General features: G+C 37.5%; 11 protein-coding genes. All 11 read left to right on the forward strand.

Features of this window, described 5'->3' with window-relative positions:
- Positions 1–316: transposase (locus tag BMW61_RS12335; protein WP_175475186.1), on the forward strand; the 316-nt coding region annotated here is incomplete at its 5' end.
- Positions 317–854: 538 nt separating this feature from the next.
- A complete protein-coding gene (locus tag BMW61_RS12340) occupies positions 855–2,666 on the forward strand; it encodes a DNA methyltransferase (RefSeq protein ID WP_091822362.1) in 1,812 nt (603 codons plus the stop codon).
- A gap of 11 nt (positions 2,667–2,677) precedes the next feature.
- A complete protein-coding gene (locus tag BMW61_RS12345) occupies positions 2,678–3,481 on the forward strand; it encodes a GIY-YIG nuclease family protein (RefSeq protein WP_091822365.1) in 804 nt (267 codons plus the stop codon).
- 437 nt (positions 3,482–3,918) lie between these two features.
- Entirely contained in the window at positions 3,919–4,137 is a 219-nt protein-coding gene (locus BMW61_RS22935; protein WP_242876737.1) for a YdbC family protein, read from the forward strand.
- A 24-nt stretch (positions 4,138–4,161) separates the two neighbouring features.
- Positions 4,162–5,100, forward strand: a complete 939-nt coding sequence (locus BMW61_RS12355; protein WP_091822368.1) for a DNA-processing protein DprA — start codon at positions 4,162–4,164, stop codon at positions 5,098–5,100.
- 2 nt (positions 5,101–5,102) lie between these two features.
- Positions 5,103–8,348: a UvrD-helicase domain-containing protein gene (locus BMW61_RS12360; protein WP_091822371.1), complete on the forward strand. Its 3,246-nt coding sequence runs from the start codon at positions 5,103–5,105 to the stop codon at positions 8,346–8,348.
- Positions 8,349–8,352: 4 nt separating this feature from the next.
- Positions 8,353–11,025 carry a hypothetical protein gene (locus tag BMW61_RS12365; RefSeq protein ID WP_091822374.1) on the forward strand — a complete coding sequence of 891 codons (2,673 nt, stop codon included), beginning with the start codon at positions 8,353–8,355 and terminating at the stop codon, positions 11,023–11,025.
- Positions 11,018–11,194: a hypothetical protein gene (locus tag BMW61_RS21920; RefSeq protein ID WP_175475187.1), complete on the forward strand. Its 177-nt coding sequence runs from the start codon at positions 11,018–11,020 to the stop codon at positions 11,192–11,194. The genes BMW61_RS12365 and BMW61_RS21920 overlap by 8 nt, the downstream gene beginning before the upstream one ends.
- 11 nt (positions 11,195–11,205) lie before the next feature.
- Positions 11,206–13,383, forward strand: a complete 2,178-nt coding sequence (locus BMW61_RS12370; RefSeq protein ID WP_091822377.1) for a sigma-70 family RNA polymerase sigma factor — start codon at positions 11,206–11,208, stop codon at positions 13,381–13,383.
- Positions 13,384–13,581: 198 nt separating this feature from the next.
- Positions 13,582–13,887: a hypothetical protein gene (locus BMW61_RS12375; RefSeq protein WP_091822379.1), complete on the forward strand. Its 306-nt coding sequence runs from the start codon at positions 13,582–13,584 to the stop codon at positions 13,885–13,887.
- Between the two features lie 98 nt (positions 13,888–13,985).
- Positions 13,986–14,498, forward strand: a complete 513-nt coding sequence (locus BMW61_RS12380) for a hypothetical protein (RefSeq protein ID WP_139176300.1) — start codon at positions 13,986–13,988, stop codon at positions 14,496–14,498.
- The last annotated feature ends 7 nt before the right edge of the window (positions 14,499–14,505 follow it).

The raw sequence follows: 14,505 nt of genomic DNA on the forward strand, positions 1-14,505 counted from the left end.
AGATGTAATTCGTTTAGTGCTTGATAACCACAGTGTGCATACTTCAAGGAAAACAAAAGCTTTCTTGGAAACAATGCAAGGCAGATTTTTATTTGTATTCACTCCAAAGCATGGGTCATGGCTTAACATGATAGAAGGTTTCTTTGGCAAAATGACACGCCAGATGCTACGTGGAATAAGGGTAGGCACTAAACAAGAACTTGTTGATCGCATTTATCTATACTTTGAGGAGATAAATCAATCTCCGGTGGTGCATCATTGGAAATACAAAATGGATGAAATCGATGCAGCAGAGGATATAGCAAAAACGGTCTAGTTAATTTTTGCACGGACTACTAGTTAATTTTTGCACGGACTACTAGATGATGATAATGATATGTGGTTACCTAACATGATTACAGATATTACGCTTAAATCTGGAGATGACAGGGTACTTATTATTTGATGCTAAAAATTTGGTCGCCAGATGCAATCGAATTATGATGTGCAGAATTATAGAAATGAGAACTTATACAGATTTTTATATACGTAAAGAACTGGGATATGGAACAGACTGGTAAAGTTGCATGCATACTTTTATATGTAAAGACTGATGATGTATTCAAACCTGCTAATCAGTTTTCAATTGGAGGAAATAAGATAGCTGTAGGATAGTTGGATCTTAATTGGCGCTTTGCAGAAATATCTGCCAAATTGGAGAGGATAGTTGTAGATTTTTTGGCTGAAGCAGTATGAATTTAAAAGCGTATGCTTTATGAAAAAAATAGATCGTAAGTAGAATAATTACGAGAAAAGTAATGAAAGTATTAAAATAAAATTCTATAAGAAGAACTATGGAAGAGTGAGGGAGAAGGATGTCTGGAAGGTTGTTTCTTGGCACAGAGGCTATTGATGTCATGGAAGGAATGGCAGGAGAATCATATGATTTGATTTATGTTAATCCACCATATTTTACCAGTTATAAAGATTTCTTTTATGAAGGAGAATATAAAAGTGCACGGCATGCAGTAGCTGCTAAGACAGGAAAGAAAATCGGAGAGGTAACTATAGAAGAAACTAAAGAAGAGGAAGCTAAGGCAAGGAAAATTATATTAAAGCAATACACAGACTATATTTCACATGTTGTCGAGAATACATATCGTTTATTGAAAGATGACGGAATTGCTGTGTTCCTTGTACCGTGTAAAGAGTATGTTGATATAAACTATAAACTTGTATTTGACCAATTTTTTAAGTCTTCCACAAACGTAACAATAAAGCGGCGAGTGTCGCCTATTAGTAACAGAAATAATACGGATGACGTGTTATATTTTTGTTATAAAGCTTCAGATTATGTTTTTCCAGTGCTAAAAGAATTAAGGGATATTAAGTATTATCCAGAAAAGGATGATTTTGATAATTATCGTAAAGTACTTATGAAATCGCCAATATATTGCGAAAATTTATGCTTTACATGGCACGGTATTGATTTGTCAGAAGGTAAATCGTGGCGCTTTCCGAAGGAAAAACTTGATGAGCTGTATGATCAGAATCGAATAGTTATAAATGATAATAAAGTCTTTCTAAAAGAATATCGTACCGAGCATCCAGTAAAGGTTTCAACAGTTTGGGAGGCGGGTTATTCTAAATTTAAGAGAGCATTTCTTGATGAAAAAAGCATTTCAAGAATGTTTGATATGTTTGGAAAAGAACAAATGCGAGTCTTATGCCCGTATGAGAGAGATGGCATTTTTTCATATTTAGCAAATATTAATGGGTTTATTTGGGATTCTATTACTAGCGTAGATGTTGAGCCAGAAGCATTTGGTGAAATTCCGGAAGCTTCGTATACAACTATAAGTGATGTATGCACTGATAATAGAGTGATTTATAGGCAAGATATAGTTGCAAATACTGCAGATATTAACGCGCTACATCAAACAATAAAGGAATTGTCTTCGACATTAAAAGAAATACAGTCTACGGTTGGCATAGATGACGATGATGAAGCTTCGATAGATACTGTCATTGAAAAAATACATCAACTATATGAAACTAAAATATCAGTGTCAAATATTGAAAAAACTATGCCGGAGGCACAAGAATGGATTAATCCATATTGGGATAAGCTTGAAGACGAATCACGACATTTCATACCGATGGGTATACTTTTATACAACCTTATTGGCCAGGAAGAAAACGAGGATATTGCGCCTTCTATTATAGAATTTTGTAGAACATTTGAGGGTGAACTGTTTTCTAAAATGTTTGTAGGATATATTCAAGATTTAATAGACAGAAAAGTAACTATCGGTACATCTTTCCCGGAGGCATATCTAGATGAGGATACAAAAGTATTCGCATTTTTTTTGCAGGACTGTACAGAGAAATATCGTGAAGATTCGTCAAAATGGAAATTTGAAATAGGTAAGATGGCTCATGTTTTAACAAGAGTATTGGCAAAGAAACCCAAGAAACCAATATATGTAGACTTTAGAGCATATTTGAACAAAGCCTTTGAAGATGAATTTTTTAAAAAGGGTTTTGCAAATAAACTAGATTTTATTTCAAAACTTAGGAATTCATGTGCGCATCCATCTAGAGTTGATAGAGGGGATGCAGACGATGGGAAAAATCTTATAAGAGAAAAACTTTTAACAGTATTACAGTATTATAAAATATCTTAGAACAGGAAATAATGATGGAAGTAAAGAATATTATTTCATTTTTAGCTGAGAATAAGGGTGCTTTCAAAGTTCACTGTGGAAGAGGATCGATAGATACGTTTAAACCATTGCGACTATTTCTTCAAGACAGGGCGCTATTTAAAGCATGGCAGGAAGAACAGACACAGAAAAACTTCCAAAGAAAGTATATTCTTTCCCTTATATACTGGCGAAAGGATGAATGGATTTTTGCGGGTATATACGAGAGCTTGGATGTTAAAGAAACTCCTGATGGACCTGCGAGATATCGCTATACTACTGAACTTGTAGATGTTGCAACAGACCTAATCGGCAAATTGATTATTGGATTTAAAAAAGATTTCCGTGCTTCATATCTTTGTCTGGAAAACTATATTGATGACTTGGAAGTTTTGGAAATCACGAGAGATGTATGCAAAACAATTTTTCCTGGATATGACAATGTTAATGTTTCATGGCAAGAATTATCCGGCCTTATAGAAACAGATGCTTGGAAAACGGCCCTTGCTAACCAAAAAGGTGTATATCTGATTTCGGATTCTGTAAATGGCAAGAAATATGTTGGTTCCGCATACGGGGAGAATATGATTCTTGGACGTTGGAGGGATTATATTGCAAATGGTAATGGTGGAAATGTAGAGCTGAAAAACATAGATTTTAAGTATATTAAGGAAAACTTTCGATATAGCATTCTCGAGATATTCAAGAATACTACTGATGATGACACCATTCTTGCGCGAGAAACATGGTGGAAAGAGGTGTTAATGACAAGAGAGTTTGGGTATAACAAGAATTAGAAGGAAATTAGAATTATATAAAAGCTTATTTGTTTAAAAGAAGGAAACAATTTTGTTGATTTAGGCATTTACAAAGAACCGCTTTGGAGGTGCTAATGCGTATATTAAAAAACAATTTGTCCAGAGTCATGGCTCCATATGTTAAACGTAAAGATGGTGTGCTATGTGTAAAACGAGGAAAAGTAGATGATGCAATAAATGCAGTCCTTGAAGCATATGATAACGAGGGCTGTGCTACTGTGGAAACAAACGAAAATGGAAGAGAATACTTGATAGTCTATGCTGCGGATAAGAATCACCTTAGAAAAGTCCAAGAGTACTACATAGGAGAGTCAAAAGAGAAAAAATCTGAAGAAAGTGTTTCAAAGGCTACAGTAGAATCTTCATCTAAGAAAGATAATTCTGCAAAGGCTGATAAGCAGGAGAATAAAGAGATTATTAAGGGGGAGAATTTTGAAATCCTTAAGCAAGTTGGGGTATTATCTGAATCGTCTAAAGGATGGAGAAAAGAAATAAATATTATTTCTTGGCATGGTAAAGAACCTAAATATGATATTAGGGAATGGGATCCAGAACATAAAAAGATGGGCAAGGGGATAACACTTACAGAAGCAGAACTGAAAAAACTGGAGGATGTTTTAAAGTCTAGCCGGTAACCGTTTTAATATGAGGATTTTGTAATGAAAAAGCTCAGAGAAATTCTTTTCCTAAAAGCAGTAGGTGGTGTAGGGAATGCTAGGATTAGTAAGTTTTATCTTCAGTATTTGCGTAAGAATGATGGGATTGATGTACTAAAAGATCTTGTGTTAGCCAATGAAACAAAGGTTGATAAGGATAGTGTTAATGAGGCTATAGAAAGCTCTGGTACAATTTATAATGCAATTTTAGATAGAAATGATTTACAAGTATATACAATCTTGGATGCAGAATATCCTAATAAACTGAATGCACTTGGTAATAAACGACCTTGCATAATATATGTCAAAGGCGATGTATCGGCTATTGACGAAAGAAACATAGCAGTGGTAGGAACACGAGATCCTGTCGAGCATGCAGCAAATAAAGAGGTTTCTTTTGTAAAAGCAACCATTGAGTGTTCTGAACGTGTAATTGTCAGTGGCTTGGCAGCAGGATGCGATACTATTGCACATAAGGCGTGCATTGATGCTGGAGGTAAAACAGTTGCGGTGTTACCTTGTGGATTTGATCATATTGTTCCGGAAGAAAACAAAGCTTTTTGTGATAATATATTGGCTACAGGAGGAGTGTTAATTTCAGAGTATCCGCCTGATACGAAAGCAACGCAGTACACCTTTGTTGAGCGGGATGCCATTATTGCGGCACTTGGAGATGCGACGCTTGTTATGCAGTGTGGTATGAAGAGCGGAACTATGCACACTGTCAACGCGGCTGCAAAAATGCATCGCAAAATTGGCGTTTATAATCCTGGAGATAATGCGATTGGAGATTTTTCTGGAAATAGGTATATAATAGATAGTAAGGATGGAATTTCCATAAGCGATACGGAGGAGCTTGGAAAGTTTTTAGAATCATTGAGGGAATCAGAAGGTACTGACGAACCTGTTCAAATGACTATATTTGATATTATGGGTGATTGAAATTGGAGTTCAAACGTACTGATTCTGGAATTCAATATCTTTATGATTACTATCCGTCAAGATATTCAGAGCATAACGGCGTAAGTGAGAAGATTCTTAAATTTAAGGATAATGATGACTATGCCGTTGCTTCTTTATGCACTGATATTAAGGGTGCTATTGATGCATATTTCAAAAGAAGTCGAGAAGACTTATCTGATGTGATTGTCTGCATCGTTCCTTCACATGAAAAAGATATGTATAGCGATGCACTTAAGTTTCTTGCAAGTAGTGTTTGCGATGAGTTTGGATGTAAGAATGTGTGGAATCTTATACTCAGGACAAAGACCCATGAGAAATTGTCAGGTGGTGGAGATAGGAGTGTAAAAGGGCTTCTTGATACCATGGCGCTATACGCAGGATATGATTTAACAGCCAAAACAGTTGTGGTATTCGATGATGTTACTACTACCGGGAATACCATGGAGGCTGTAAAGAGACTGCTTAAAGAAAAAGGTGTTAAGGATATTTATGCCATAACGCTTGGAAGAACCTGTGAAGGTACAACAAAGACTGATCAACAAAATGTTGAGACGGATGACATAGAGCCGGATAATTCAGCGCGTGAACAGAAAGAAGAGATAAAAGATAGTATTTTGCCCATAAGTTCTATAAAGTATGAGGATGAACGTGAACATGCTCTTGGTGCGAAATATTCTGTGCTTTTGTGTGGGCAAAGTCTGTCTGAATATCTTGATAGTATAAAGGAATGGATTGACTATGGTATCAAGGTTTTATGGTTTGGTGACGATACTTCTGCAAAAGCACTTAATAGCATAGATAACAGCGATGATTATCAAAAAGCGCGTTTACTCCAGATTTTTGTAGTGAGCGGATATAAAGGAATTGTGATAGATGGGGATGATGAGTCTGGTCTTATTAATAGGCTGGAATCAGCATGCCCATCTTTTAATGCTGCGCAGTATAGGGTTGAGCATTGTAGCCCTGATGAACATGTTGTTGTTCAGGCAAGTGCCGGCACTGGCAAAACCTCTGTAATGATAGACAGAATAATGTATCTTATGCACACTGTTCCGGGGATTCATATGTACGATATCTATATGATCACGTTCACTAATGATGCCACGGAGGAGATGAATCGAAGGCTTCAGGATAATTTGTTGAACCGATATCATTTGACTGGAAATGTTAAGTATTTCAGATGGGTTGAAGAACAGTCCCAGATGAATATCAGTACTATTCATAGTTTTTCTTATGAAGTGCTTCGGAAGTATGGCATTAAGCAGGGATTTACCGGAAATCTTAGTATAAAGAGCTTCAAGAAAGACCGTAATGATCTGATCTTTGAATATATGGATAACCTGCTGGAAACAGATTCTTCCATAAAAGATCAAGTTGGAGAGCAGTATTATACGACGAAAGCCCTGATAGATATGTTCTGGGATGAGTGTGCAAAGGTTGGTCTGTCACATGAGGCAATTCATAACCTGAAATGGGGAGACACATTTCCTAATGAAGAATCAAACAAGTTCGGTAAGTTTGCAAAGGAAATAATCCCTAAGCTTGATGATGAGTTTTTCGAAGTAAAGCGCAAGATGGATGCAATATCCTTGAGCGATATCATAAGGGATCTACAGATGGTTCTTGGGGAATTCATAAAGCAGAAAGAAAGAGATGATGCTAGTGAGAGTCCATTATCTGGGCTAGGAATGAAGTATCTTTTTATAGATGAATTCCAGGATACAGATTTATCTCAGATAGATGTTGCTAATCAGTTGGTAAAACTAACAGGGACAAAGCTCTTTGTTGTTGGTGACGTAAAACAGAGTATATATGGCTTTAGAGGCGCAAATGACGAAGCATTTCAAACCCTGTATAAAGCACTTGATGGAAATGGAAACGGCACTGGTCATATAGACTTTTCACTGAAGAATAACTATAGAACTGCAGCAACCCTCATGCAATCAATGGACAAAATCTTTGCCAGATGGGGAAGCTCTGAGATGCTTAAATATGATGCTCCAGTAGTTCCGTTAAATAAGGATGCGTGTGGGGGGCTTGTAATATATCATTGCCTCGAACCAGAAAAACCAGACGGGGTAATACTTTCAGAGAGCGAGGAAGATAAGGAGAAGACTGAGGATTTCTTTGAAAGAAGACAGACTCTTTTTGAAGATCCATCACAGCCTTCAGCGAGAGAAATAACAGAGAATACAAAGAAAGCTCTTGATGATCTTATGGATAGGGTTGAGGAATTAAAGAAGTCAGGCAAAGATCCTGATGAGAAATTTAGAGTAGTACTGCTGACAAGAACCAATGGTCAGCTTGATCAGTTGTCTATGCTTCTTAGAAAACATAAGATTCCAAATGTGACGAAGAGGGAAGGCTATTTTTATAAAAGCGAGGCAGTGAGGGATTTTTATGCGTTAATATGTTCATTCCTATTTGAAAATGAACCGAAGTATATGTTCAATTTTTTGATGACACCTTTTGCTGGGGATGTTGGAACTATAGACATAAAGCGCATGGAGTCATTAAACGGGGATAAAGAGCAATTATGTTTATATCTGTCTGATTATGTCCGGAAAACAAAATGGGAAAAGTATAGGAACTGGCTAAGATTAAAGCCAATTATATCAGTTTTGAAGGACATAGTTGAACAAATTCCAGTAGTTGAGAACTTTATTTCTAGTACAAGGAGAGCCCTTCTGGATGATGGTTGGGATGAAGAGAATGCTAAAGCTGTAACTTATGCCAGGGCGTCACAATATAAAGCAAACCTCGAGAAGCTCATTGAGCTTATACAAAGTAATTTCAGTGAAGAGAGGCTTAGTCTATATGTGCTCTATGTTTTCTTAAAATCACAGATAGCCACAAACCGCGAGGAAGAAGAGCCTGAGACCAGAAATGATAATGATTATAAAAGTGTTCTGTGCATGACTACACATAAATCAAAGGGATTGGAGTTTGACACAATAATCCTTCCTTACACTGGGAAAAAGCTTCCGTCGAAAGAGAGAGCGGAAATGATTATTGACACCAAAGATCTTCGAGTTGGATGGAACGGAGGCGGATTAAACTTCCGGAATGAATTCTATACGGATATGCATGAGATGAAGGTGCATAAGGATAGGGCGGAAGAACATCGAATTTTGTATGTTGCAATGACGAGGGCAATAAACAAACTTATTGTTATCGAACCAATGCGACCTAAGGATGATACTTGGGCCAGCTATATAGGATTTTAAGGATATGGCAAGAAAAGTATACACCTATACTGAATTAAATAATCTTGGAAAATGCAGCTTTTGGAGTGAAATCAAGAATATTCCTCAGATTGTTGCTTCTAACGATATGAGATGGGCATTGAAAAATGATAGACCAGGGCATGAAGACGAATGGGATGGCCTTTTTGACTATGCCCTGGATTTCCATGCGATTTCCATGAATGAACTTCAGGGAGCCATTGAAGGGGGCTGGGCTGAGGATGCAAATAAGTTTGCTATATTTTCCCTGATTTCAAAAATGATTCGAGATTTAATCGATGATTCAGATGATATTTATGAGCAGAAATGGCTTCTTGGATGTATCAAAAATGTTGGTGGCATTTTTAATTCTATAAGCAGGCTTGAAGCAGCAGGTGTTAAGACAAATGAATTGTATACATTCGGGGATCAGAATGTAGAACTCCTGATAGAAATATGGAAAAAGCTTCTTGATAGCAGCATATATGATGAAAATGTTTTCGGACTTCCGCAGCTAAGAGAGCGGCTTGAATCTATAGAAAAACCTGAATTGATGCAGGAATTACTTAATAATGTGTATGGGTTTTCACCTCAGAGAAAGATATCAAAACTAGTCATACATGGTCTGTTTTATCTAACACCTTTCCAGGAGAGATTTTTGCATGCCATGGAAAAGACAGGGATCGAGCTTATTTTCTTGTTCCCTTACGACTCACGTTACCCATTTGCCTATGAAATATGGAAAAAAACCTATGGTGAAGATAAAAAATATGTGTCTATGGATAAATGGGTCAGTGCAGTAACAAATAAGGAAGACCCATGTGGTGATATTTTTGAAGGCAGAAAACCAAAGGTTAATAGGGAAGGCAGGGTCACTATTAGAGAATATGGATCCCTCATAGATTTTTCCAATGGTATTGCATGGAGTGCTGACCATGGGGAGGGCGTGTACTCTGCAGGAAGCAACGAGGCAAATGAGATTGTAAAAGCGTTTTATCCGAGGCTATATGGTGAAAGAAAGCTAATGGCATTCCCGATTGGTAAATTCATATGGAATATCAATGATATGTGGGATGAGAACGAGAATGCAATCTGCCTTTCTGAGTACAGCCTACTTGAGTGTTTTTCATCTGGATGGCTTACCCATGGGGAATATTCAGGTAAGGATTATGTAAATGACCTTACGAAGATCATGCCATTTTTCAGGGATTGCAATAGGATATCTGATTGGGAGACACGATTAGAAGAGCTTGAAGATATAGAGAAAAACTGTTTCTGGAATACTTCTAAAGGATCAGATAAGGATTCATACAGGTGGCAGCAGATGATGGGAAATCCTTTGGCTGATTTTAGCCAGTTTTCGGTCCCGGTAGAACGAGTAAAAGGCGTTATTGTGCTTATAAAGCATCTTTTATTTATAGCGCGTGAGCTTTTTGTAGACAACAGTGAAATAAATATTTCTGAGCATATTCGTAGATTAAATAAGATTCTGGATGGATGCGTAGTTACTGATGATGTATCAGAGTTGGAGCGAGAAATTGCCAGGAAGATTCTGTATAAGTTGAATACAGAAAATAATACAAGAATTAAATGCTTTCCTGCTGATGCTGCGAGGGCTTTGGAATTATATCTTGAAGGCACATATGATGAAGGTGAGATAAAAGGAAGAAACTGGGCTGTCATGCCTATGTACCATGTTGATGCAGCACATATTACTAAGAAGAAAAATGGAATTCATATCTGTTTATGTGACAATGATAGTATGCCTGGAGGTAAGGGGGCATATCCCTGGCCACTTAATGAAAATATTTTAAAGAACAGTTATGAAAAGAAGAAAAACGAACTGCTGAAATGCTGGCTGTATACGGCGGAAAACACATCCCTTGCAAATAGATATTTCATGTATTCAGCCCTAAAGCATAGGAATATATCTATATCATGGGTATCTGAGATAAGGGGAAAGAAGAGGGCAGAGTCACCTTATATCGGACTTATAAGGAGTTCTATAGATGTTAAGTATTTTGGTCCCAGGAAAAAAGGAGTTAAGTGGGGGCAGGTCGAAAATGCAGAAGTGGTAGATGCCAAGATTACTGAGCATTGCTCTGATGATCTGAACGCAGAGATTCCAAAGGAAGCCAAAATGGATTATGGAGTTTGTCCGTTAAGGTATTTATATGGATACATTGTAGATGATGCACCTAGCTTCCAGGATGAATTCATGCAGAGCTTCTCTATTACATCGCTTATTGTGGCTATTTCCAATGCCATGAAAGATAAGAACGTAAAAATTGAAGAGGTATATCAGAATGTAATGGATTTGTTCCCGGCTATAAAAAAATCAGCTAAACGACAGATTTACGATTACCTAACTGGAGATCGCAAGGATTATACGGAAGAAGATGAAGCGATAATTGGAAGAGATTTGTGTGGTGGCCTCTATTATACGGAGCAGCGACTTAGAACACACTTCCCGGATTATTCTGGACGAAAGGAAGCGCTGAAGGCATATGCAAAGCTGGATTCTGAAGAGGGTAAAAAAAGCATGAAGTTCACAAAGCCAGGTTTTGCTTATACACCAGAAGGTAAGGTAAAGAAGTCACATCCGTGTGCATTTTGCCCAAACGTGGATAACTGCAAGTATTCTGTTTTTCCAAGAGACAGGGAGAAGGTCTATGGTTAATGGAGATTTTTGGAAGGAAGTATCAAAATCCTGGGTTACAAAGAGCGATGGTATGACCAGACAAGTTAAGAAAGCATCTAAGACTATTACCAAAGAATCCAAAGAAGAATCGGATAAGCTCAGGCGAGATATGAATACATTCAACGATGATGATTTTGCGGATCTTTGAGGGAAACTACTATGGATGGGACTTTTTTGAATGCACAAAAGAAATGGCTGAAACTGACAGAAGAGCAGCAGAGGTGTGCAAACTACTCTGGAGATAAAACGCTAGTAATTAAGGCATATGCTGGAGGCGGAAAGAGTACTGTAATACAGTATATAGCAAAGAAATACATTGAAGAATACGAAGAAAACTATAATCCGAAGGCATATAATAAGGTACTTGTACTTACTTATAATAAGCCGCTTGCCAGCGCTACTGCGCAGATCCTTGGTATAAATGGTGATAGAAGACGTTTTATTAAGGTGAAGACCGTTAATAAGCACCTTTATGATATTTGTGTTGATATAGGGTTGGATAGAAAAACTGTCTGTGATGACAAAACACAGAAGCAGTTTATTCGTGAGGCTCTAAAACAGTATGGAAGAGCTAACTCTAAATGCCGTCTCTTGGATCATCCTGCATGTGATGAAACATTCTGGCAGGAAGAAATTGAGTGGATGAAGTCCATGAATGTTACTACTGTGGACTATGATTATTACATGTCCCTGGAAAGAAAGGGGCGTGGGACAAATCTTCGTATGTCGGAGACTGATAGAGCAGATGCTTTTCGCATATTTTGTTGCTACAGACATATATTAAAGCAAAATGGTATGGTCGACTGGGGAGATTTTGCACTTTATGTGGCAAGACACGGTTACCAGATATCTACAAAACATTTGTATGACCATGTCCTGATTGATGAGGCTCAGGATTTTTCACTGGCACAGATGAAAGCGGTAATGAATATCTTTAGAGAAGATATGACAATCGCTATGGACAATAATCAGAAACTTTATAATAAACAGTGGATTCCTAAAGATTTGGGAATAGATATTACAATAAAACGGCTTACTCAATCCATGAGAACTACAGCGCAGATAGACAGATTTGCGGAATCTTTAAGAAAAGGAAACGATAAATTTCTATCTGAGGATGATAGGAGTGATCATGTGGTTCCGAAGTTTAAGGGGCCAAAGCCTAATGTAGTACTGCTGAAATCCATAGAAGATGAAAAAAATTTATTGCTGGATATTGTAAAAAAATGGTTGAAAGACTTTAGTGATCAGACAATAGCGATTATTGCATCTAAGAATAACCAGCTGGATAATATTGCAACCTGGCTTAAGGAGGCTGGCATTCCAATAGAATTCATCAAGGGCGATCAGGATTTTAATATAACAAGACCTGGTGTTAAGCTTGTTACGACTCACAGTGCAAAAGGCCTGGAGTTTACCCGCGTTATTATTCCGCAATTTGTGGATGGTAATTATCCATATTCCTATTTGTATAGGCTTGAAATTGATAAAGAGAGACAGGACTATGAGGTAAGGGAGAGAAACAGGACCTATGTTGCTATGACCAGAGCGCAGCAGCGACTTGTCGTGACATGTGTAAAAGATAAAGCATCACCGTTTTTAAAGGATATTGATAAGAGTACATATGACCTAATTGATAATACAACGCAGCAAATAAGTGAAGATTTTATAGAGGATCATGAAGCGGAAGATGACGAAGACGATGGTACACTCTTAGCTTTAACTGATGAATCAGTTAAAGAGGGGGATTCGTCAGAAACAGTTGTTGATGATTCAATTACAGAGGAGTTCGAGAGAGTATTGTTTGATATCCTAGGATGTCTTAAAGAACGTGAGGAAAGAATAATTCGCCTTAGGTATGGATTGGAGGATGGAAAGAGACATACACTCGAGGAAATCGGTAAAGAATTTGGTGTAACTCGTGAACGCATCAGACAATTGGAACAAAAAGGCTTAAGAAAACTGCGGACTTTTTCAAGGCGGGATAGAATAAGGGCATATGTGGATCCAGAATTGGATATAGAAGAAATTCTCAGACAGTTTATGGAAAAAACACTGGTTATTAGACGGCCGAGGACTGCAGCAGAGCGCTTATTAGAATCTTCTGACTCAAAATATATAAATGAAGACGGTTCTATTAGCGATGACTTACCGATAGAGGAACTTGGATTATCTGATAGACCCTATAATTGTATAAAAGGGGCAGGTGTCAATACATTAGGAGAGTTATGTAGTATGAGTGTGGAGGATGTAAGAGAACTGGGCAATTTTGGTATTACCTCCATGAGGGAAGTTAGATCAGTTCTTCTTGAATATGACAGAGCATTAAAGAAATAATTTAGGAAATAGGCGGCCATATTGACCGCTTATTTCATTTTGTGGGAAATTCATCGAAAATTTTGTGCATAAGACTCAAGTTTTTATAATTCTTTAATAGCGACACTCGAACAAATGTGCGATAATACATTTACAGAATACCTGATTATATTGAACAGCACAGTTGAAAATGTTGAAGCAAGTAAAGAGAGGCTCGCTATGAAGAATGATGAGTGGAGGTTGACGCAGGAGCTACGAAGGCTACGGAAATATGGTTTTTTCCTTCAGGCAAGAAGATGCTCTGATAATCAGCATGATTATAGATATGATATTGTTTTTGCTAATTCAAATGAAATATTAGAGCCCTACTGCAGCTTAGAGGAAGTGCTGGGGATAATTAATTCAGTGGAAACTTGCCTTGACATGATAACCCAATATGGAAAATCTAGAGAAAAAGCGGAGGTTGGCACAAAAGAACAAAGATTCGATTGTGCAGGTGTGATTATTGGACAGCAAAAAGATTAAAGTGTAATCATAGAAAACAAATTGAATATGGATTGGGGATTTGAAAAAAGAATTGTTGGGGATGCAGCATCAGCTTCATTGAAAGGTAGGTAGTAGTTATGATGAAAAAGACTGTGATTGCATTTTCAACTTTTTTAGTATTTGGAATAATTGTTGGTTTTATGGGTACGACAGCTCATGCTGAAACTTGGAGAGAAAAAATAGATAGGATGAATAAGGAGTATGATCAGAAGCTTTTGGATGAACTGGAGGCAGCAGGTAATCTGACGCAGGATGCGATAGATGCGCTGGACGGTCCAAATAGCACAAGAAAACCTAATCACAAATCAAGCAGGAACAGCGGTAGTAATACCCAGAGCAACGGAACCGGAACAACACAAGGAAAGGGATGGGTTTATTCTTCGGATGAACTGCATGTAATTGGTCTTCCTGAGGGTTCAAACGGATATACGAAACCTGGTTATTACGGCGATGTAGATAAATCCTATTCATCAGGATATTCCGGTGCAGGTAAAGGTTGGGTATATGATGCGGATGAGCTTCATGTGATCGGTCTTCCTGAAGGCGAGGATGGATACACAATGCCGGGATACTACGGAGATATTGATTGATAACCTT

It is taken from the genome of Butyrivibrio sp. ob235 (assembly GCF_900109475.1).
In the GTDB taxonomy this organism is placed as follows: domain Bacteria; phylum Bacillota; class Clostridia; order Lachnospirales; family Lachnospiraceae; genus Butyrivibrio.

Coding starts and splice junctions, on each gene's coding strand:
- BMW61_RS12380 (WP_139176300.1), top strand. CDS start 13,986: ATGATGAAAAAGACTGTGATTGCATTTTCAACTTTTTTAGTATTTGGA.
- BMW61_RS21920 (WP_175475187.1), top strand. CDS start 11,018: ATGGTTAATGGAGATTTTTGGAAGGAAGTATCAAAATCCTGGGTTACA.
- BMW61_RS12345 (WP_091822365.1), top strand. CDS start 2,678: ATGATGGAAGTAAAGAATATTATTTCATTTTTAGCTGAGAATAAGGGT.
- BMW61_RS12340 (WP_091822362.1), top strand. CDS start 855: ATGTCTGGAAGGTTGTTTCTTGGCACAGAGGCTATTGATGTCATGGAA.
- BMW61_RS12355 (WP_091822368.1), top strand. CDS start 4,162: ATGAAAAAGCTCAGAGAAATTCTTTTCCTAAAAGCAGTAGGTGGTGTA.
- BMW61_RS12375 (WP_091822379.1), top strand. CDS start 13,582: ATGAAGAATGATGAGTGGAGGTTGACGCAGGAGCTACGAAGGCTACGG.
- BMW61_RS12370 (WP_091822377.1), top strand. CDS start 11,206: ATGGATGGGACTTTTTTGAATGCACAAAAGAAATGGCTGAAACTGACA.
- BMW61_RS12365 (WP_091822374.1), top strand. CDS start 8,353: ATGGCAAGAAAAGTATACACCTATACTGAATTAAATAATCTTGGAAAA.